Below are 21,137 nucleotides of genomic sequence, written 5' to 3'. Positions count from 1 at the left end.
AAACTTCTCTACAAATGGGAAAGGCGAGCCGAAGCTCGCCCACCCGAAAAACTGTTACCGACTATTCGGCTGCAGCAACAATGTTGACAACCTTGCGGCCGCCCTTTGTGCCAAACTCAACCGAGCCTGCTGCGAGAGCAAACAGGGTGTCGTCGCCGCCACGTCCGACGTTCACGCCGGGGTGGAAGTGGGTACCACGCTGGCGAACGATGATCTCGCCTGCGCCGACAACCTGACCACCGAAGCGCTTCACGCCAAGGCGCTGTGCGTTCGAGTCACGACCGTTGCGAGTGGAACTCGCACCCTTTTTATGTGCCATGAGTAGTTATTCTCCTCAACTAATTGGGCAAGTAGTCTGAACGACTACTTGATGCCCGTGACCTTGATACGGGTAAGCTCCTGGCGGTGGCCCTGGCGCTTCTTGTAGCCCGTTTTGTTCTTGAACTTCTGGATAACGATCTTGGGGCCGCGGAGATCCTCAAGAACCTCGGCAACAACCTTCACCTTTGCCAGTGAGTCGGCGTCGGTGGTGATCTTGTCACCATCAACCAAAAGAACGGCAGGAAGCTGAACCTTGCCCTTGTCATCGCCCTTGATACGGTCAACGGTGAGGATCGTTCCGACCTCTACTCGTTCTTGCCGACCGCCGGCGCGCACTACTGCGTAAACCACTTAAACGTACCTTTTTCTCGAGGGGCCCAGATCTGGGCCTCTACTTATTCGAGTGCAATTCACTCAAACACAATTCAAGAGAAGACTTCGCCTGCCGGGGTGGGTTATGACCACGGGGTGAAATCACTCAGCGGAATCACTTGAAAACAAATGACACCAAGGGTCAACTCTACCCCACACGGTTGCGCCGGTCAAACAGTGACGCCTGCGTGTCGTTGCTCATCTGACGGGGCGAAGACCGAAGCGCACACACAAACTGCCGCTCAGCATTCGACGAACGCTGAGCGGCAGTGTGTTAAGTCACAAACGCGCGGACTAGGATTCCTGCGAGTCTTCGCTCGTCAGTGTGCCGCCCTTCAGCGCTGACGTCGTCACCCGGCGGCTGCGCGAGCGACTGCGGCCAGGAGCGGGAGGCTCTGGCAGGGAGTCAAGAACGGATCCAAGGATCTGCTCAGCGTCATGCATGCTCACACGCGCAGGGCGCTCAGACTTCGCAACAACGGGAATCCCGAGAATGGGCACCTCAGCAGCGGTTGAAGGCTCGTGGGACTCGCCAACCTCCACCGAGAAGTTATCTGCAGATCCCGATGCCCTATCGCGCGACGAGGACACCGTGTCAGACTCAGCAGGTGATGACGCCTGCTGCGACGCAGCCGACTGCTGAGCATCGGATGACGAACGGCGTGAAGCACGCTTGCGGCCACGACGCGGCTCTGTCTTTTCAGCAACCTCAGCCGCTGGCACGTCAACGGTGCCGTCTTCCTTGACCGGGTGCACGATGGTGCTTGCCGCAATCTGGGCAAGGGCATTCTTGGCATCATCGGTGATGGCGTGGGCTTGGGCAGCAGGGGCGGCAACTGGCGCCTGGTTCTGCTGTTGATTGCCACCCTTACGGCGACGCGGTTCACCCTGGTTAGAACGGTGCTTCTCAACGGGCTCGTGATGGATAACAATGCCTCGCCCAGCACACACCTCACACGGCTCGCTAAATGACTCAAGCAGACCAAGGCCAAGCTTCTTACGCGTCATCTGCACAAGACCAAGCGAGGTGACCTCGGCGACCTGGTGCTTTGTACGGTCACGGCTGAGGCACTCAACCATGCGGCGAAGGACGAGGTCACGGTTGGACTCAAGAACCATATCGATGAAGTCAACAACGATGATGCCACCGATGTCGCGCAGCCGGAGCTGGCGAACGACCTCTTCTGCAGCCTCGAGGTTGTTCTTGGTCACCGTCTCTTCGAGGTTTCCACCGGAACCAACAAACTTTCCGGTGTTCACATCGATCACCGTCATTGCCTCTGTGCGGTCAATGACGAGCGAGCCGCCCGAGGGCAGCCATACCTTGCGGTCAAGGGCCTTCGAGATCTGCTCCGAGATGCGGTACTCGTCGAACAGGTCGCGGGTTCCTTCGTAGCGCTCAACCCGCTCAACGAGGTCGGGGGCAACCTGCTCGAGGTAGGTCTGAATGGTGCTCTGAGCGTCATCGCCGGAAATCACCATTTTGGTGAAGTCTTCGTTGAAGACGTCGCGAACGATCTTGATAAGCATGTCTGGCTCACCGTGCAGCAGCTGCGGAGCCTGTCCACCGGCAACCTGAGCGCTAATGGATTCCCACTGCTTCGTGAGACGCGTGACGTCAAGCGTGAGCTGTTCTTCACTCGCACCCTCGGCGGCGGTACGCACGATAACACCAGCATTGTCAGGAAGAACCTCTTTGAGAATCTTCTTGAGGCGTGCACGCTCGGTGTCGGGAAGTTTGCGCGAGATGCCATTCATGGAGCCATTGGGCACGTAAACGAGGTAGCGGCCAGGAAGCGAAATCTGGCTGGTCAGGCGGGCGCCCTTGTGTCCAACCGGGTCTTTCGTGACCTGCACAAGGACGGTGTCGCCGGCCTTGAGCGCAAACTCAATTTTGCGGGGCTGGTTGCCGGTTTCTACCGCATCCCAGTCAACTTCGCCAGAATACAGCACGGCGTTGCGGCCGCGTCCGATATCAACAAAGGCCGCTTCCATGCTGGGAAGAACGTTCTGCACACGACCGAGGTAGACGTTGCCAATCAGCGATCCCTCTTGCGACCGAGCGACGTAGTGCTCTGCGAGGATGCCGTCTTCAAGCACACCAATCTGAATGCGGTCATTCTTCGAGCGAACAACCATGACCCGGTCTACCGACTCGCGGCGGGCAAGGAACTCTGACTCGGTAATGACGCTACGGCGGCGTCCGGCTTCGCGGCCATCGCGGCGACGCTGCTTCTTTGCTTCAAGGCGAGTTGAACCCTTCACCTTCTGCGGCTCGGTAATGAGCGGCGCCTTTTCGCGCGGCTTACGAACCTTAACAATGGTGTTTGGGTCGTCGCTGAGCGGACGAGGGTCTTCATCGGCTCTGCGGCGCGTGCGGCGGCGAACCGTCGGCTCGTCGTCATAGTCGTCAAACTGGGGAGCCCTATCGTCTTCGCGGCGACGCGGGGCCCTGAACTCTACTGGCGGCAGGTTCGGCGCGAGGAAAGTAATGGCCGTTGTTGACTGAAACTTCTCGATTGGGCTCAGTTCAACAACTGGCTGCGGCTTGTCGGAAACAGGGGCCGATGCGGTTGCCTCCCCCGCTCCAGCTGCCGCGGCGGTTACACCCTCGGCCGTCTGCTGCTGCGACGACTCAGCTGGCGCGGTCTTTGACTCTGCCGCAGTTGCTGCAGAATCGACAACCGAAGCAATGTTCTCGAGCGAAACGCCTGGAACACTCAGCGAAAGCTGTTCGGCGGTACCGCCAAACGCGGCCCCTCCGGCAACGGCCTCGTGGTCCGAATGATCGTTCGGGATATTCTGTTCTGTATTGTTTTCCACCATGAGTGGTGCACTCCTTCACCGGGTGCCTGCGTACAGGTCATCCGGTCACTCTTCTCGCGCGGGTTGCGACGTGCGCAACGCGCTAATTCTCAATTTGGATCACTGCAGGAAATCAGCCGTGCGGTGATCTGACCGTCATGGTCACAGGGTGGGCGCATGTGCGCCACAAAGCTTTCAGTCGACGTCTGGGGCGTGTAGCCACGGACGCGTGATTCCATTATGTCACGTAATGATTACGGAGAGTTGATTTGACACTCTAGAATTGTGCTTATGGGCACAACTACTTCCCCCGCACGACCATTTGGATTCGCCATTTTTTCAGTCATAGCGGGGGTGATTGGGTGGTTTGCCTCGTTCGAACTTATTACCGAACGCATCAACACGCTCGTTGACCCGCAGCACGTTCCCAACTGCAACATCTCGATTGTGGTGTCGTGTGGACCAAACATGGGCTCCTGGCAGGGTTCCATCTTCGGCTTCTCGAACCCCATCCTTGGAATCGCGATGTTTGTTGCGCCCATCATTCTTGGCGTTGCGCTCCTTGCCGGTGCGCAGTTCGCATCGTGGTTCTGGCGCCTCTACCTCGTTGGCATCACGTTTGCCTTTGGCTTCGTTGCCTGGCTTATCAGCCAGAGCATCTACTCGCTCGGCACACTCTGCCCCTGGTGCATGGTTTGCTGGGCCGTTGTTATCCCGCTGTTCTGGTACACCTGGCTCTTTGTTGCCAAGCAGGGACACCTTGGTCTCTCCGAGCGCGGCCGCGAATTAGCGTCAACGCTCTACTCGTGGGCATGGATTATTACCCTCGGCTGCTACCTCATCGTCGCGATCATCGCCCAGGTTCGCCTCGATTGGATCTCCGAGATCGGCAGGATGTTCTCCTAGCGTTCCGCTCGACTCCCCCTCTGGCTGGTGGTGGATGCGAACTCCATCCATACCCAATCTATTCGCCCAAAAGTCCGGGACATTTGCCAAAAAACCGGACTATGGGGCGAACGATGGCCGAAACGCGACGGCGGGGCGGCACCCTCAGTGGATGCCGCCCCGCCGTTGTCGTCAGAGGTTAGCTGAACCAGAGGGCAAGCTCGCGCTCGGCGCTCTCTGGTGAGTCAGAACCGTGGACGAGGTTCTGCTGTACTTTGAGGCCCCAGTCGCGGCCAAGGTCGCCACGAATGGTTCCTGGCGCGGCAGTGGTGGGATCGGTCGTTCCAGCGAGTACGCGGAAACCCTCGATCACACGGTTTCCCGCGATGCGAAGGGCAACCGTTGGGCCGCTCTCCATGAACTCAAGCAGCGGTTCAAAAAAGGGCTTTCCCTCGTGCTCTGCGTAGTGCTGCGTCAACAGGTCGCGGTCTGCCTGGACGAGGCGGACGTCAACAAGCGAGTACCCCTTTGCCTCAATGCGGCGAAGGATCTCGCCGGTCAGGTTGCGGGCGACACCATCTGGCTTGACCAGTACGAGTGTTTCTTCGATGAGCATGTTTCTCCTTGTGATGTGGTGAACGGGTCAGAAAGGTTTGCGCTGCACGGTATCAGGCAACGCCGTTTTCAGCCTGCGCCTGTAGGCGATCCTCGGCCTCAATATAGGCACGGGTCTGGCGATCAAGCTTCTCGCCGATGATCATGCAGTAGGTCCAGAGGGCAACAAATAGCCCGCCAGCAATAAACATGATGGGCACGAATAATCCGGTGGACATCAGCGCAGCCTGCACAAACCAGCCAAGCCAGTATCCGACGGGGCTTCGCAGCATCGCCATCGCCAGAACCGTGAGCACGCAGAGCGCGATGCCGCCATAGAGGGCCCACTCACGAGGCACCGGTTGGATAGCATCAAGCCCAAAAAGTGTGAGGCCAGCGAGGAACACGATGATCAGTTCAAAACCAAGAACGATGGATGCAAGGCTGCGCTTCGTTGATCGTGGTGCCGGTGTGCGCGGTGCGCGTGCTGCACTCATGACAGGGCCCAGCCGTTCTGCTGTGCGATCGTCATAACCTCGCCGATGAGCACGATGGAACCGGCAACAATAACACCGCGCGACTCCCCCTGCTCGGCCCAATTGCGGGCACTTTCGATGGCGTCCTCAAGTGAGTCCCTTTCGAACACATCAAGGGTTGCAGAGGCATCACGCACGATCTCGGCGAGGTCCTCAACAGAGTGCGAACGCTCGGAAGACGACTGCGTCACAAAAACGGTGGAAACGCTGTCGCGCAACGCCTCCATGACGCCGTATGAGTCTTTATCCCGAAGGGAGCCGAAGACGAGGGCAAGCTCTTCGAACGCAAAAAATCCGCTGAGGGATGCGGCGAGGGCGCGCGCGCCGTGCGGATTATGCGCGGCATCGGCATACACCGGCGGGGTCGCGCCGAGCAGCTGCAGGCGCCCGGGAACCGTGACCTGGCCAAATCCTTCGTCAAGGATGTCATGCGCGATCACGCGGCGGCCGGTGAATGCCTCCACGGCCGCAAGCGCAACCGCTGCGTTCTGCGCTTGATGCTCTCCGTAGAGCGGAAGCATGATCTCGTTGTACATGGTTCCGGAGAGACCCCTGAGCGCAAGCAGCTGACCACCAACACCAACCGTCGAACTATCAACCGCAAAGTCGACGCCCTCGCGAAGAAATGGTACGTGCAGCGAGTGCGCGCGCTCAGCAAGGATCGTGTCGGCTTCTGGGGTCTGGCGCGCCGAAACAACGTCGCAGCCCTCGGCGATGATGCCGGCCTTTGTCGTCGCAATCTCGGCGATTGTGCGGCCCAGCTTTTCAACGTGATCAAGGTCGATGGGGGTGAACACGCTGACCGCGGCATCCACGATGTTGGTGGAATCCCATTCGCCGCCCATCCCAACCTCAACAACAGCAACCTCGACCGGGGCATCGGCAAAAGCAGCATAGGCAAGGGCGGTCATTGTCTCAAAAAACGTGAGTCGGGGCTCACCCTGAGCGACTAGCTCGTTGTCAACCATGGCGACGTAGGGCTTGATGTCTTGCCAGACAACGTCTAGGGCATCATCGCCGATGGGTTCACCGTCGATGACGATTCGCTCGTTAAATCGCTGCAAGTGCGGACTCGTAAACAACCCGGTGCGGAGGCCGAGTGCGCGCAGCAGGGACTCCGTCATTCGGCTGGTGCTCGTCTTGCCGTTGGTTCCAGTGATCAGGATCACGGGATAGCTGTTCTGCGGGTCACCAAGCAACTCGGCTACCCGGCGGGTTGCATCGAGGCGTGGCTGCGGTTGATCTTCACCAAGCCGCTCAAGCAGCTCGGCGTAAATAGCGTCGCCGCGGGATAGTGGTTCGCTCATGCTATGCCTCAACCTTCGAAAGGGTAATGACGAGCGGCGAACCGTCGCCAACGGTCGTTTCGGATTCAGCGGCGCCTGCGCTCACCTCGAAGCCCGTCGCAAGTGTCTCGCTGCTCACGAGGTCGGCGTGGGTACGCACGGCATCCGCACCAGCCTCGTCGAGCTGGAGCGCAAGTTGGATGCGGTCGCTCACGTCAAGGCCCGCTGCCTTGCGGGCATCCTGCACGGCGCGAACAACGTCGCGGGCGAGTCCCTCCGCGCCAAGTTCTGGAGTGATATTGGTGTCGAGCAGCACAAAGCCGTCGCCTGGCAACAACGCAAGCGCCGTGTCGGAATCGCCGGCACCGTCACCAATGCTGAGCGTGAGTTCGTACTCTGCGGGCTCGAGTGGCAGTCCACCAGCAATGACGGTGTCGCCCTCAACAGACCAGTCGCCAGATTTGGCGCCCTTGATGGCAACCTGAACGTTCTTGCCAAGTCGGGGGCCCGCCGCGCGAGCATTCACCGTGAGCTGGCGTCGGATGCCGTAGCGCTCGGCGCTGTCTTCTTCTCGCTCAACAAGCGTGACCCGCTTGACGTTGAGTTCCTCAGCAATAATGAGCGCGAAGTCGGCAAGCGCCTCGGAGTTAGGCACAACGACGGTGAGCTCCGCAAGCGGCAGGCGAACGCGGAGTCCGTTTGACTTGCGCAGCGAGAGCGCGGTCGACGTAACTGAGCGGACGAGGTCCATGGTCTCAACAAGCGCGTCGTCGGCAGGGAACGCATCGGCCTCTGGCCAATCGGTGAGGTGCACCGAGCGACCGCCGGTGAGTCCCTGCCAGATCTCCTCGCCAATGAGCGGGATGAACGGTGCGGCAATGCGGGTGAGTGTCTCAAGCACCGTGTACAGGGTGTCGAAGGCCTGGGCGTTTGACGGCTCATCCTTGACCCCGACCCAGAAACGATCGCGCGAGCGGCGCACGAACCAGTTGGTGAGTACCTCGGCAAAGTCGCGAAGTCGCGATGCGGCAACCGTGCTGTCAAGGGCGTCGAGGTCGGCGGTGACCTCCTCGATCAGCTTGCGCAGCTTGGCAAGGATGTAGCGGTCAAGCACGTCGGTCGAGTCAACGCTCCACTTGGCCTCGTAGCCGTCGGCGTTGGCATACAGGCTAAAGAAGTACCAGCTGTTCCACAGCGGAAGGATGAACTGGCGAACACCCTCGCGAATGGCCTCCTCGGTCACGATGAGGTTGCCGCCGCGCAGCACGGGGCTCGACATGAGGAACCAGCGCATGGCATCCGAACCATCGCGGTCAAAGACCTCGTTGACGTCAGGATAATTGCGAAGCGACTTCGACATCTTTTGCCCGTCGCTGCCGAGCACGATGCCGTGGCTGATCACGTTTTTAAATGCGGGGCGGTTGAACAGGGCCGTCGAGAGGATGTGCAGCATGTAAAACCAGCCGCGGGTTTGCCCGATGTACTCAACGATGAAGTCGGCCGGCGCGTGGCTGTCGAACCATTCCGCGTTTTCAAACGGTACGTGGTTCTGGGCGAAGGGCATCGATCCCGAATCGAACCAGACGTCAAGCACGTCCTCGATGCGGCGCATGGTGGACTGACCGGTTGGGTCGTCGGGGTTTGGGCGGGTCAGCTCGTCGATGTACGGGCGGTGCAGGTCGGTTGGGCGCACGCCGAAGTCTCGCTCGAGCTCATCCAGCGAGCCGTAGACGTCGATGCGAGGGTAGTCAGGGTTGTCGCTCTTCCACACGGGGATTGGCGAACCCCAGTAGCGGTTGCGGCTGATCGACCAGTCGCGGGCCCCGGCAAGCCACTTGCCAAACTGGCCGTCCTTGACGTTCTCTGGCACCCAGTTGATCTGCTGGTTCAGTTCTTCCATGTCGTCGCGGAAATCGGTTACCCGAACAAACCAGCTCGAAACGGCCTTATAGATGAGCGGGTTGCGGCAGCGCCAGCAGTGCGGGTAGGAGTGCTCAAAACTCGCCTGGCGGAACAGTCGACCCATCGCCTTGAGGTCCTGAGTGAGTGGCTTATTGGCGTCAAAGACCTGCAGGCCGGCAACGGGCTCAACAACGCTCAAGAACTTGCCACCATCGTCAACCGAGATGATAACGGGGATGCCGTTGGCCTCACAGATCTTCTGGTCATCCTCACCATAGGCGGGAGCCTGGTGCACGATACCGGTTCCGTCGGAGGCCGTGACGTAGTCAGCGACCAAAAAACGCCAGGCGTTCTCGGTGCCGTACGTCTCGGCGTCGGCGTAGAAGTCCCAGAGGCGTTTGTACTCAAGGCCGCCGAGCTCAGCACCGGCGATGGTGCGGGTGATCGCGGACGATGCGGCAGCGGCATCCTCGTAGCCAAGTTCACGTGCGTAATTGCCAACCAGATCGGCGGCGAGCAGGTACTCGGACTCCCCCGCGGCATCTGGAACCACCGCGTACTGGATGGCCGGGCCAACGGCCAGCGCAAGGTTCGTTGGCAGCGTCCACGGCGTGGTCGTCCAGGCAAGCGCATTCACACCCGCGAGACCAAGCTCGTCGGCCTTCGCTCCGATCAGCGGAAAGGTGACCGTGACGGTCTGGTCCTGGCGCATCTTGTAGACGTCGTCATCCATGCGCAGCTCGTGGTTGCTCAGCGGTGTTTCGTCGCGCCAGCAATATGGCAGCACGCGGTAGCCCTCGTAGGCGAGGCCCTTCTCGTGCAGCTGCTTAAACGCCCAGATCACCGACTCCATAAACGTGATGTCGAGCGTCTTATAGTCGTTGTCGAAGTCAACCCAGCGTGCCTGGCGGGTGACATATTTGCGCCAGTCTTCGGTGTATTCAAGAACGGATGCCCTGGCCGCCGCGTTGAACTCGGCGATACCCATCGCCTCAATCTCGCTCTTCTCGGTGATGCCAAGCTGCTTCATCGCCTCAAGCTCGGCGGGAAGGCCGTGCGTGTCCCAGCCAAATCGGCGGTGAACCTGCTTGCCACGCATCGTTTGGTACCGGGGGAAGAGGTCCTTTGCATAGCCGGTCAGCAAGTGCCCATAGTGCGGCAGACCGTTGGCAAAGGGGGGTCCGTCGTAAAAGACCCACTCAGGGGCGCCCTCGCGCTGGCGGATCGACTCCTGGAACGTGTCGTCCTGCTCCCAGAACGAGAGAATGCCCTCTTCGATGCGCGGGAAACTGGGTGACGGCTTCACACCGAACGCAGCGCCATCGTTGTTGTCTTTGGGTTCGTTATCGCGGGACTTTGGGTAGGACATATTCGCTCCTGGTCGTGTGTCACACGAGGACGACAACCCGTCTCACCGGTTATCGCGGTACCACCCCGCTTGCACACGCTCACGCCCGTGCCGCTTATTCATTGGCTATGACGGGCCAGACCCGTTTGGTTCTACTGAGCCCTCTCGCGACGGCCGTTCTTCCAAAAACTCCCCGGTGATGGCCGGTTCACAGTTGCTGCGTTAATAGTACCCGCAGTGCCAGGCTTTGTGCGAACCGCGCTGTCACGCGACGCTGTGCGTTTGCAGGGACTTTTGCGCGCCACTGCCATCGTGTCGCGATGAAACCGAAAAGCTACTCGGATGAGGTCTCTGCGCGCAACCGGTCGCGAAGCGTCGGCCAGCTCTCGCCAAACTTCGGATGCAACGGAAGCGATGCAACCTCATCCAACGGAACCCAACGCAGTTCAAGGCTCTCGGCATCCCCCGCAACCGCGTCAAACGGTTCCGTCACCTCGGCAACAACCGTCACATACGACCAAAAACCAAGATCAAGCGTCGTTGTGAACAGGACACGAAGCTGATCTTCTGGAACCCCGGCTTCTTCATGAGCCTCGCGGATCGCGCCGTCGGCGGCGGATTCGCCTTCGTGCCGCGCCCCGCCGGGGATGCCCCACGTGCCGCCAAAATGACTCCACTCAACCCGGTGTTGCAGCAGGACGCCCTTCTTCGGGTCGTGAACCAGCAGCCCCGCAGCACCGTAACGGCCCCAGAACTTCGAGCCGTCTGGCCCCGTCACCCACGCGTCTCCACTATCACGCACCGGGTACGAGCCGCGGTCATCCGGAATCGGGAGAGAGGTATTCGCTGATGAGGTCACCCCTTCACCCTACGCCCTCTGGTTCGAACGCCGTCAGGGCGATCGCCACAGTTCGAAACCAACTGCCTCAACCAGGTCGCGCGGAAGAGGCGTCAACGGATCGACCGAGACGGGTTGTGCCCTGCCCTATCGAATATCGGCGTCATCAAACCGTAGTCGCAACAGCGGGACTGCGGGCGCACCAACTGCACCGGCTTTCCGAGGGCGACGATTCTTAATGGCCGCCTTGATGAGTTCCGACCGCAAGCCGCTCGCGACCTCATCGCCATGCCGATAGTCAAAACGCACGATGGACCTGACTGAGCCGTCAGCTTCGGCAGTTGGCCCAAGCGCGTCAATAACGGGTGGTTGGATCACCGAGGCAACGGCCTGCTCGACCGCCGCGCGAGGACCGGTGACCGTTGCGATACGAACAGCAGGTGGAAAACGAAGGAGTCGCCGATCGGCTAGCTCGGCAGCAACAAAAGATGCGTGATCCCAGTGCGCCACGGCATTCCCGAGCGGGCCGGACACGCCAACAAGTACGCACGGGGCACCAGGCGCAGCAAGGGCAACGGCATTCGACCAGATCCGGAGGGCTTCTTCGCCGGCCCGCAGGCTTTCTCGAGAAAGCATGCCTTCACCGTCAAGCAGAATGACGGCCGCATAGCCCCCTGCGGCAAGCGGCTCGGCACCGCGCGTCGCGACAACAATGGCAGGTCTCGAATCCACCGATTGCCGGATTGTCTCACCGTCAGAGACCAACACTCGCACGCCGGGAAAGGCCTTCTCAAGTTCCTCTGCGGTGCGGCCAGCACCTTTGCCGACCAACCGAAACAGGGCCGAATTACAGTTGCTGCAGCGCCAGTTCTGTGCAAGGGCGGCACACCAGCCGCATCGTGGTGTCTCGCCGGCGCGGCGAACTCCGAGTGGGCCAGCACAGTGCGTGCAGCGCGCGGCCTGACGGCATTCCGCACAGGCAAGCACGGGAGCATAGCCAGGCCGGGCGACCTGGATCAGTACTGGACCCTGCGTCGATGCCTCCTTAGCCTTAAGCCACGCGATAGTTGGAATGCGGGCGAGGGAGGCAAGCCCGTCGGCATCCACCGTCTGACTGCTCAAGATCACGCGCGGCTGAGGCCGCTTGAGCGGCATACACTCGGCAACATAACCAAGCTCAACAAGCCGCTGCACCTCTGTCGTGCGGGTATGCCCGGCAAACACCAGGCTCGCCGCCGATTGTTGGGCCCGCACCAGCGCCGCATCGCGCGCATGAACATATGGGCTCAGCGGCTCATCGTGCAACGAGTCTCCGTCGTCCCACATCATGATCGCGCCAAGATTATGCGCTGGGGCATACACTGCCGAGCGGTTGCCAACAATCACGCGCGGCGTGGATTCGAGGAGGCTCAAGAACGAGCGGTATCGCTCAGGATTCGTTTGCTTTGCGTCAACACGCACGATGTGTTCGGACGGAACCATCGTCTGGAGTGCAGACATGGCTTGGTCAAGATCCCGATAATCGGGAAGCACCAGAATGCTGCTCTTGCCTTCGGCGAGCAGTATCGATGCCGTTTCGGCGAGAGTTGCGGCCCAGTTGCCAACCCATTCACCGCTGGACAGCCGCGCGGGTTCAGGCACGATGCCAAGCGCCAAGCGTGCCGGCTGCTGGCCAAGGGATGCTAGGGACGAGTGATACCTGCCCACAAAATGCGTGTCGGTACCGATGCCCGCCGACGCCGCGGCGTTGTCCGTTTCGGATGCGTCAGTTGGGGGCCCCCACGGCGTGTCTGGATCGGCGCTGGTTGAACCCTGCGCAGCGGACGGTTTACCTCGCAACGCATCCTGTGACACGCTCGGGGTCTCGTCGTGTTCAGCCGCCCGCTTTGCCAAGTACTGTTTTTCGACCCGAACCTGTCTCGGCGGGATCGCCAAGCGGATGATGTCCCCTGCGCTCCCGGCGGCACGATCGGCGAGCGTCCGCGCCAGGTCCCAAATATCAGGGGTCAGGACCGGTACTTCGCTGACGAGCTCGGCGAGCGGACTCAGTTCGCCAACAAACTCGGCGGTGTCGGCAAGCTCAATGATGTACCCGCCGACATTGCGGGTAGCCGAACGAAACGGGACTTTGACGCGCTGTCCAACGGCAACGGCATCGCGCAGGGCCTCGGGCACCGCGTAGTCAAACAGGTGATCGAGTTGCGGAAGCGCCGAGTCGAGCAGCACCCTCGCGACGGGACCGGTGTTCAATGTCTACCCGGTAATTCCGGCGGCGCTCTGCAGTTCGGCTACACGGTCGGTGCGTTCCCAGGTGAACTCGGGAAGCTCGCGGCCGAAGTGACCGTAAGCCGCTGTCTTTGCGTAGATGGGTCGGAGCAGGTCGAGGTCTCGGATAATTGCGAGCGGGCGGAGGTCAAAGACCTCGCGAATCGCGCTCTCGATGGTGCGCTCGTCTACATGCGCGGTGCCAAAACTCTCGACGTAAAGCCCTACGGGATGCGCCTTGCCGATAGCGTAGGCAACTTGAATCTCAAGACGGTCGGCGAGGCCGGCGGCCACGGCATTCTTTGCTACCCACCGCAGGGCGTAGGCGGCGGAACGGTCGACTTTTGACGGGTCTTTACCGCTGAACGCGCCGCCGCCGTGTCGGCTTGCGCCGCCATACGTGTCGATGATGATTTTGCGGCCGGTAAGCCCTGCATCACCCTGCGGACCGCCAATAACAAAGGGGCCGGCCGGGTTGATAAAAATGTCGGGGTTGTCTGAGCGAAGATCTACCCGGTCGAGCACAGGACGGATAACGTGCTGCTCAACCTGCTGGGCGAGCGCAGCCTGCTCAATATCGGCCGAGTGCTGCGTTGAGAGCACAATGGATTCGACAGACACCGGACGGTCGCCCTCGTATCCGACTGTCACCTGAGTCTTACCGTCGGGGCGGAGGAACGGCAGCAGGCCACTCTTGCGGGCCTCGGAAAGCTGCTCAGCCATGCGATGCGCGAGCCAGCTCGCCATTGGGTGGAACTCGGGAGTCTCAACAGTGGCGTATCCGAACATGATGCCCTGGTCACCGGCGCCCTGAGAGCTCAACGCGTCGTTATCTTCGCCATTGCGGGCCTCAAGAGAGAGGTTGACTCCCCCAGCGATGTCTGGTGACTGCGCACCAATCGAGACGGAGATTCCGCATGAGTCGCCGTCGAAGCCGATGCTGGATGAGGTGTACCCGATGTCGTTGACAACGCCGCGAACAATCTGCGGGATCTCGACATAGCTGGATGTCGTGACCTCGCCAGCAACGTGAACAAGCCCGGTCGTCACCATGGTTTCGACCGCGACTCTGGCAGCGGGATCTTGTTCGAGCATGGCATCGAGGATGCTGTCGGAGATCTGGTCGCAGATTTTGTCGGGGTGACCCTCGGTCACTGACTCTGATGTGAATAGCCGAAGCTGGCTCATCGGGGCTTCCTCACGTTAGTAGCTTCTCAAAATGGTGGACCGATGCCTGGACAAACGCCAGCACCGGCCACTACATACATAATGGCCGGTGCTACCGACACTCACCGAGTCAACCCCGGAACCGTGTCGAAGTGTGTCACTGCAAATAGCGATCCGCTAGCAGTTCGTTTTGTGGCGACTGACTAGTTAGCCGCTGAACGAAGGTGGAGCTTGTTCTCGCCGATTTCGTGCAGGGCAACGGAAAGCGGCTTGTCTTCGACCGTGGAGTCGACGAGTGGGCCGACGTTGTCGAGAAGGCTTCCCTCGTGCAGATCTGCGTAGTAATCGTTGATCTGACGGGCACGCTTCGAGGCGAAAATCACGAGGGCGTACTTTGACTCAACCTTCGCGAGCAGCTCGTCGATGGGTGGGTCAATAATTCCTTGTGCGTTTGGCATAGTTTTCCAATACTCCTATAGTTGCTTCATCAAGTGTACGACGCTTTCGGCCGCGCGCTCCACCGTGTCGTTAATTACGACGTGATCAAATTCATTTTGCGAGGCAAGTTCAACTTTCGCAGTGGTCAACCGGCGTTCCTGCTCTTCGGCGGATTCCGTACCGCGACCAACAAGTCGGCTGACCAGTTCGTCCCAGCTCGGTGGCGCAAGGAACACAAGTCTCGCATCTGGCATTGCGTCTCGAACCTGTCGCGCCCCCTGCAAATCGATCTCGAGGAGCACAGGGCGGCCACGGCGCGACGATTCTTCAATCGGGCCACGCGGCGTGCCATAGCGGTAGGCGTTGTGTACGGTCGCGTACTCAAGCAACTCGCCCTCTGCGATCATGCGATCAAATTCAGCGTCGGTCACAAAATAGTAGTGCTTTCCCTCAACCTCTCCTGGCCTGGGCGCGCGCGTTGTGGCCGAAACCGAGAGTGCGATCTCGGGATAGTGTTCCCGAATATACGTCGCGACCGTGCCCTTACCAACCGCGGTTGGGCCGGCGAGGACCGTAAGCCGGGGACGGGCATCCTTCTTTGTACCCTTGGTCGCGAGGCGCGAACGCAGATACTGCTCAAGTCGTTTTCGCTGATGCACACCAAGCCCCCCGAGACGTTTTTTGTCTGAGATCTCGAGTTGCTCAAGGATGCGCGGCATCTTCGCGACGCCAACGGCAGGAAGGCAGAGCAGAAAATCGGTGACCCGCAGCGTGTGGGCAGCGCTCGACGGATCGGTAGACAGTGTCAGCGCATCCTCGGGGCTCAGCACACCATCACGGAGCTGAGCCTTCAGCGCGGCCCGTGCCTGCCGTGCTGCAATCGCTGCCTTATTGGCCGCAATGCGATCAACCTCAGGCATTGCGGAAGACTTGGCGGCGCTCATCACGCAGTCACCTCCCTGCGAACCTCGTCGGCGCGTTCCCTGACCGCCTGGACGATGCCCATTGGGCCGGCGTTCAGAACGCTTCGGGATTCGCTGACGAGTGTGGCTGCAGTCATGCTGCCAAAGATCCGGTTCGCATCGGTAAGCTTCGCCCCCTGAGCACCAAACCCAGGTGCCAAAACGGGCATGAGCGGATTGCGGTTGAGATTGACGTTAATGTCGTAGTGCTCAAGGTTGAGCGTGGCACCAAGCACCACGCCGACCGAACCAACAACACCAACGCTCGGGCCGTTGCGGTCAACACCAACAAGGGCGTCGCGTCGGTGGTCGCTGTTCCACTGCTGCACCTCGGCAACAATGCTCGCGGCAACCGAGGGGTTGTACCCACCGTTGAGCCTGGCCTGCTGGATGTCGCGGGCCTCAGGGTTTGAGGTAGCGGCAAGGAGAAACAGGCCCTTACCGGCCGTGGTCGTGTAGTTCAACGGCTCGACGAGCGAGCCGAATCCCTGGAACGCTGAAATGGTCATGGCATCGGATTCAAGCGTGCTGCCTGGCCGAAGCCACGCGTCTGCATACGCCTGCACACTCGTGCCAATATCGCCACGCTTCACGTCAGCGATCACGAGGAGCCCTCGCTGGCGCGCAGCCGCGATGATTTCCTCAAGCACAACGTACCCGGCGGAGCCGAAGCGCTCATAGAACGCAATCTGTGGCTTGATCGCCGCGACCTGATCAACGCACGCGTCAATAACCCTGAGGCTAAAGTCGCGCGCACCGGCCGCCGTGTCCGGCAGCCCCCATCCCGCAAGCAAGTGGGAATGGGGGTCGATGCCAACACACAGCCGACCGTGCTTGCCAATGACAGAGCTCAGTCGTGCACCAAACGAGGGGACTGTGGTCACGATTACTTCGCCGCCTCACGTGCTGCAGCGTATTCCTGCAGCGACGTCACCTCGAACCCGTCACGGACAGCTGAGAACGACGCTACTGCGGCCGTAAGCTCGGCAATCGTGGTGAACAGCGGCTTGTCTGCGGCGACAGCAGCGGCGCGAATTTCGTATCCGTCCGCACGCGCTGAACGACCGCTCGGCGTGTTGATAACGATGTCTACCTCGCCATTATTGATGAGGTCAACAACCGATGGCTCGTCGCCAGCCTGCGAGAACTTCTTGACGGTGCGCGCGGTAATGCCGTTGCGGGCAAGTACTACTGCGGTGCCGGAGGTCGCGAGCAGCTCAAAGCCAAGCTCCTGAAGACGGAGGGCTGGAAGCACAACCGCACGCTTATCGCGGTCAGCAACCGAAACGAATACTGAACCGGTCAGGGGCAGTCCGCCGTAGGCAGCAGCCTGGCTCTTGGCAAAGGCGCGAGGGAAGTCGCGGTCGATGCCCATGACCTCACCGGTCGAGCGCATCTCAGGTCCGAGCAGCGAGTCAACAATGAGGCCCTCGCGGGTGCGGAAGCGCTTGAACGGGAGCACGGCCTCCTTCACCGAAACGGGCGCATCAAGCGGCGCACGGGATCCGTCGCGCTCTGGCAGGAGGCCTTCTTCGATGAGCGAAGCAATGGTCTCGCCTACCATGATGCGTGAGGCGGCCTTTGCCAGCGGAATACCAAGAGCCTTCGAAACGAAGGGAACCGTGCGGCTCGCGCGCGGGTTTGCCTCGAGTACGTACAGGATGCCCTGGCCGATAGCGAACTGCACGTTGAGCAGCCCGTGCACGCCAACGCCCTTCGCGATGGACAGCGTCGCCTCGCGAACCTGGTTAATCTGGTCGTGTCCGAGCGTGACGGGAGGAAGGGTGCAGCTCGAGTCACCCGAGTGGACACCCGCCTCTTCGATGTGCTCCATAACGCCACCAATGTAGAGTTGCTCACCGTCGTAGAGGGCGTCAACGTCAATCTCGATGGCGTCGTCAAGGAAGTGGTCAACAAGCAACGGGCTGCTCTGGCTCACGATGCCCTGGTCGGCGATGCGCACGAAGTAGTCTTCAAGTGACGCTGGGTCGTAGATAATCTCCATGCCGCGTCCGCCCAGTACGTACGACGGGCGCACAAGAACGGGGTAGCCAATTTCGAGGGCGATGCGCTGGGCACCGGCAAAGTCGTACGCCATTCCGTTGCGAGGGGCGATCAAGCCAGCCTCATCAAGGATGTTCGAGAACAGGCCACGCTCTTCGGCAAGGTCGATCGCCTCAGGCGTGGTGCCCAGAATTGGGATGCCTGCGGCCTTCAGCCCCTTGGCAAGGCCAAGCGCCGTCTGTCCACCAAGCTGCACGATGACGCCAACGATCTCGCCGCTCTTGCTCTCTGCATGGATAATCTCAAGCACGTCTTCGAGCGTGAGCGGCTCGAAGTAAAGGCGGTCTGACGTGTCGTAGTCAGTCGAAACCGTCTCGGGGTTGCAGTTGATCATGATGGTCTCAAACCCGGCAGCCGAAAGGGCAAACGAGGCGTGGACACACGAGTAGTCAAACTCAACGCCCTGACCAATGCGGTTTGGCCCTGAGCCGAGGATGATGACCTTGCGACCTTCGCTCGGCGTCACCTCGGTCTCTTGGTCGTAGCTCGAGTAGTGATACGGCGTCAGGGCTGGGAACTCCCCCGCACACGTGTCAACCGTTTTGAATACCGGGCGAAGACCAAGGTTGTGGCGGATGGCGCGGATGTCGCTTTCGGCAACGTTGCGCAGCTCGGCGATCTGGGCATCCGAGAAGCCGTGGTTCTTGGCGTACTCAAGCAGGTCGTAGCTGAGCTCCTCTGAGGCGGCGACCTCGTCGGCGACCTCGTTGATGAGCACCATCTGGTCGATGAACCACGGGTCGATCTTGGTCGCCTCGAAGGCCTGCTCTGGCGTCGCGCCGAAGCGAAGCGCCTGCTGCAGGAGCACAATCCGGCCGTCGGTTGGGGTCTTGCTCTCTTCGAGCAGCTGCTCAGCGGTGCGCGATTCGGCACCCCAGTGGAACGAGGAACCCTTCTTCTCAAGCGAGCGGAGCGCCTTCTGCAGCGCAGTCGCATAGTTACGACCAATGGCCATAACCTCGCCAACCGACTTCATGGTGGTCGTCAGAGTTGGGTCGGCGGCAGGGAACTTCTCAAACGCGAAGCGGGGAACCTTGACCACGACGTAGTCGAGGGTCGGCTCGAAGCTTGCCGGCGTCACCTGGGTGATGTCATTGGGGATCTCGTCGAGGCGGTAGCCGATTGCCAGTTTGGCGGCGATCTTGGCGATCGGGAAGCCGGTGGCCTTCGACGCGAGCGCCGACGAACGCGATACACGCGGGTTCATCTCAATAACGATGATGCGGCCATCCGCAGGGTCGATCGCAAACTGCACGTTACACCCACCGGTGTCAACGCCAACCGCGCGGATGATGTCGATGCCGATGTCGCGCATCTTCTGGAACTCGCGGTCGGTGAGAGTCAGAGCGGGCGCAACCGTGATCGAGTCACCGGTGTGCACGCCGACGGGGTCAACGTTCTCGATCGAACAGACCACAACCGTGTTATCAGAGGTGTCGCGCATGAGCTCAAGCTCATACTCTTTCCAACCGAGGATGGATTCCTCAAGCAGCACCTCGGTGGTTGGGCTGTAGTGCAGGCCGTCGCCGGCGATGCGCCGAAGCTCTTCTGGAGTGTACGCAAAGCCTGAACCGAGGCCGCCCATGGTGAACGATGGACGAACGACGAGCGGGTATCCGAGGTCTTCCGCGTATTCGAGGCATTCCTCGACCGTGTGCGCAATGTAAGACTTGGCAACGCCGGCCCCTGCTGCGATCACGAGGTCCTTGAACAACTGGCGGTCTTCGCCCTTTTTGATGGCGTCGACGTTGGCTCCGATGAGCTCGACGTTGTACTTCTCGAGGATGCCCTGCTCGTGCAGCTCCATTGCCGCGTTGAGCGCGGTCTGTCCGCCAAGTGTTGGCAGGATGGCGTCGGGCTTCTCCTTCGCAATGATCGTCTCGATAACCTCTGAGGTGATCGGCTCGATATACGTCGCGTCGGCGAAGTCTGGGTCGGTCATAATCGTGGCCGGGTTCGAGTTGACGAGGATGACGCGAACGCCCTCTTCTCGCAGCACGCGGCACGCTTGTGTTCCGGAGTAGTCAAACTCGCAGGCCTGACCGATAACGATCGGCCCAGAGCCGATCACGAGGACGGACTTGATGTCAGTGCGCTTTGGCATTACTTGCTTTCTCCGTTTGCTGCGGGCGTGTTTGCTACAGAAGTCTTGGTCATAACGTGTGCCGTCTGTTCCGGCGATGCCTCTTGGGTGAGCGCCCCGCTGCGGAGCAGTTCACGGAAGCGGTCGAAGAGGTAAAAGGCGTCGTGTGGTCCGGCAGCGGCCTCTGGGTGGTACTGGACAGAGAAGGCCGGCAGGTCGAGGCAACGGAGGCCCTCAACAACGTTGTCGTTCAGGCTGTAGTGGCTGACCTCAACGCGGCCGAGGCCAGCTGGCGACTCGACGATGCCCTCAATTGGGGCATCCACCGCAAAGCCGTGGTTCTGCGCCGTGATCTCAACGCGGCCCTTGACCTTGTCCCAGACCGGCTGGTTGATGCCGCGGTGACCAAACGGCAGCTTATAGGTGTCGAAGCCAAGCGCGCGGCCGAGCAGCTGGTTGCCGAAGCAGATACCGAAGTACGGCATGCCTTCTTTGAGCAGTGTGCGCAGCAGGTTGACGTGGTCGTCGGATGCGGCGGGGTCACCCGGTCCGTTTGAGTAAAACAGGGCGTCAGCGCCAATTGCGCGGATGTCGTCGGCCGTGCTGGATGCCGGCATGACGTGCAGTTCGAAGCCGTGCTGCGTGAGGTAGTTGAGGGTTGCGCGCTTCACACCGAGGTCGAGCACGGCCATCTTGCCAACAAACTCGCCCTCGGCAGGCATGGTGTACGCCTCAGGGGTTGACACAACGGTCGAGAGGTTCAGGCCCTTCATGTCCGCACCGGTCTGGACGATCGCAAGCTGCTCATCGTCGCTCAGCGCAGCATCTGCTCCGGAGAAAATTCCGGCGCGCATCGCACCGGCGGCGCGGATGTGACGCGTTACGGCTCGCGTATCGATGCCGCTGATACCAACAACGTTATTGGCGACAAGATCGTCGTCAAGGCTGCGCTCTGCACGGAAGTTTGACACCTTGCGTGCGGGGTCGCGCACAACAAAGCCGTTGACCCAAATCTGACGCGACTCCATGTCTTCGTCGTTCATACCGGTGTTGCCAATGTGTGGTGCCGTCATCATGACGATCTGCCCGGCATATGACGGGTCGGTCAGCGTCTCTTGGTAGCCGGTCATTCCGGTCGAAAACACGACCTCCCCGAGGGTCTGGCCCGTTGCGCCGTATGCGGATCCCGCAAAGCGGCGGCCATCCTCGAGAACGAGAACCGCGGGTTGTGCTGCAGTGGTGAAACTCACCGATGCCTCCTGTGTAGGTCT

At 60.6% G+C, this 21,137-nt stretch carries 16 protein-coding genes; 1 reads left to right on the top strand and 15 read right to left on the bottom strand.

The genetic code is table 11. The features are described 5' to 3' along the window. Positions 1-61 precede the first annotated feature (61 nt). The 3 genes from rpmA to FHX76_RS02990 all read right to left on the bottom strand — a co-directional run bounded on the left by rpmA (position 62) and on the right by FHX76_RS02990 (position 3,519). Positions 62-319, bottom strand: a complete 258-nt coding sequence (rpmA, locus tag FHX76_RS03000) for a 50S ribosomal protein L27 (RefSeq protein WP_141918382.1) — start codon at positions 317-319, stop codon at positions 62-64. 44 nt (positions 320-363) lie between these two features. Next, positions 364-672, bottom strand: coding sequence for a 50S ribosomal protein L21 (gene rplU / locus FHX76_RS02995; protein WP_167147713.1), 309 nt, complete (start codon positions 670-672; stop codon positions 364-366). A gap of 315 nt (positions 673-987) precedes the next feature. Continuing rightward, complete coding sequence (locus FHX76_RS02990; RefSeq protein WP_167147710.1) at positions 988-3,519, bottom strand: Rne/Rng family ribonuclease; 2,532 nt, start codon at positions 3,517-3,519, stop codon at positions 988-990. 270 nt (positions 3,520-3,789) lie between these two features. On the opposite strand from FHX76_RS02990, the gene FHX76_RS02985 reads away from it, so the two are divergent. Further along, a complete protein-coding gene (locus FHX76_RS02985) occupies positions 3,790-4,404 on the top strand; it encodes a vitamin K epoxide reductase family protein (RefSeq protein WP_167147707.1) in 615 nt (204 codons plus the stop codon). A gap of 178 nt (positions 4,405-4,582) precedes the next feature. On the opposite strand, the gene ndk is transcribed toward FHX76_RS02985, so the two are convergent. The 12 genes from ndk to carA all read right to left on the bottom strand — a co-directional run bounded on the left by ndk (position 4,583) and on the right by carA (position 21,116). Beyond that, a complete protein-coding gene (gene ndk / locus FHX76_RS02980) occupies positions 4,583-4,999 on the bottom strand; it encodes a nucleoside-diphosphate kinase (protein ID WP_167147705.1) in 417 nt (138 codons plus the stop codon). A 52-nt stretch (positions 5,000-5,051) separates the two neighbouring features. Beyond that, positions 5,052-5,474 carry a DUF4233 domain-containing protein gene (locus FHX76_RS02975; RefSeq protein ID WP_167147702.1) on the bottom strand — a complete coding sequence of 141 codons (423 nt, stop codon included), beginning with the start codon at positions 5,472-5,474 and terminating at the stop codon, positions 5,052-5,054. After that, positions 5,471-6,820 carry a bifunctional folylpolyglutamate synthase/dihydrofolate synthase gene (locus tag FHX76_RS02970; protein WP_167147699.1) on the bottom strand — a complete coding sequence of 450 codons (1,350 nt, stop codon included), beginning with the start codon at positions 6,818-6,820 and terminating at the stop codon, positions 5,471-5,473. The genes FHX76_RS02975 and FHX76_RS02970 overlap by 4 nt, the downstream gene beginning before the upstream one ends. Before the next feature lies 1 nt (position 6,821). Further along, a complete protein-coding gene (ileS, locus tag FHX76_RS02965) occupies positions 6,822-10,070 on the bottom strand; it encodes an isoleucine--tRNA ligase (protein ID WP_167147696.1) in 3,249 nt (1,082 codons plus the stop codon). Positions 10,071-10,383: 313 nt separating this feature from the next. Then, positions 10,384-10,908, bottom strand: coding sequence for an NUDIX hydrolase (locus FHX76_RS02960; RefSeq protein ID WP_341777841.1), 525 nt, complete (start codon positions 10,906-10,908; stop codon positions 10,384-10,386). 126 nt (positions 10,909-11,034) lie between these two features. Then, entirely contained in the window at positions 11,035-13,137 is a 2,103-nt protein-coding gene (locus FHX76_RS02955) for a primosomal protein N' family DNA-binding protein (protein ID WP_208402418.1), read from the bottom strand. A 3-nt stretch (positions 13,138-13,140) separates the two neighbouring features. Continuing rightward, positions 13,141-14,340 (bottom strand): methionine adenosyltransferase, encoded by a 1,200-nt coding sequence (gene metK, locus FHX76_RS02950; protein WP_167147692.1) that lies wholly within the window; start codon positions 14,338-14,340, stop codon positions 13,141-13,143. Positions 14,341-14,522: 182 nt separating this feature from the next. Next, positions 14,523-14,777: a DNA-directed RNA polymerase subunit omega gene (gene rpoZ / locus FHX76_RS02945; protein WP_167147690.1), complete on the bottom strand. Its 255-nt coding sequence runs from the start codon at positions 14,775-14,777 to the stop codon at positions 14,523-14,525. Positions 14,778-14,792: 15 nt separating this feature from the next. Beyond that, the gene (gene gmk, locus FHX76_RS02940; protein ID WP_167147687.1) at positions 14,793-15,701 is read right to left on the bottom strand and encodes a guanylate kinase; all 909 of its coding nucleotides are present in this window, start codon (positions 15,699-15,701) and stop codon (positions 14,793-14,795) included. Then, entirely contained in the window at positions 15,701-16,603 is a 903-nt protein-coding gene (pyrF, locus tag FHX76_RS02935; RefSeq protein WP_341777840.1) for an orotidine-5'-phosphate decarboxylase, read from the bottom strand. Before pyrF ends, gmk begins: the two co-directional genes overlap by 1 nt. Before the next feature lie 2 nt (positions 16,604-16,605). Beyond that, positions 16,606-19,887 (bottom strand): carbamoyl-phosphate synthase large subunit, encoded by a 3,282-nt coding sequence (carB, locus tag FHX76_RS02930; RefSeq protein WP_167147684.1) that lies wholly within the window; start codon positions 19,885-19,887, stop codon positions 16,606-16,608. Beyond that, the gene (gene carA, locus FHX76_RS02925) at positions 19,887-21,116 is read right to left on the bottom strand and encodes a glutamine-hydrolyzing carbamoyl-phosphate synthase small subunit (protein ID WP_167147680.1); all 1,230 of its coding nucleotides are present in this window, start codon (positions 21,114-21,116) and stop codon (positions 19,887-19,889) included. The genes carB and carA overlap by 1 nt, the downstream gene beginning before the upstream one ends. Between the last annotated feature and the right edge of the window lie 21 nt (positions 21,117-21,137).

Origin of the sequence: Lysinibacter cavernae (assembly GCF_011758565.1) — a bacterium.
Lineage (GTDB): Bacteria > Actinomycetota > Actinomycetes > Actinomycetales > Microbacteriaceae > Lysinibacter > Lysinibacter cavernae.
The sequence above is the reverse complement of the archived record's forward strand: the minus strand, read 5'-3'. Positions and strand labels throughout refer to the sequence as shown.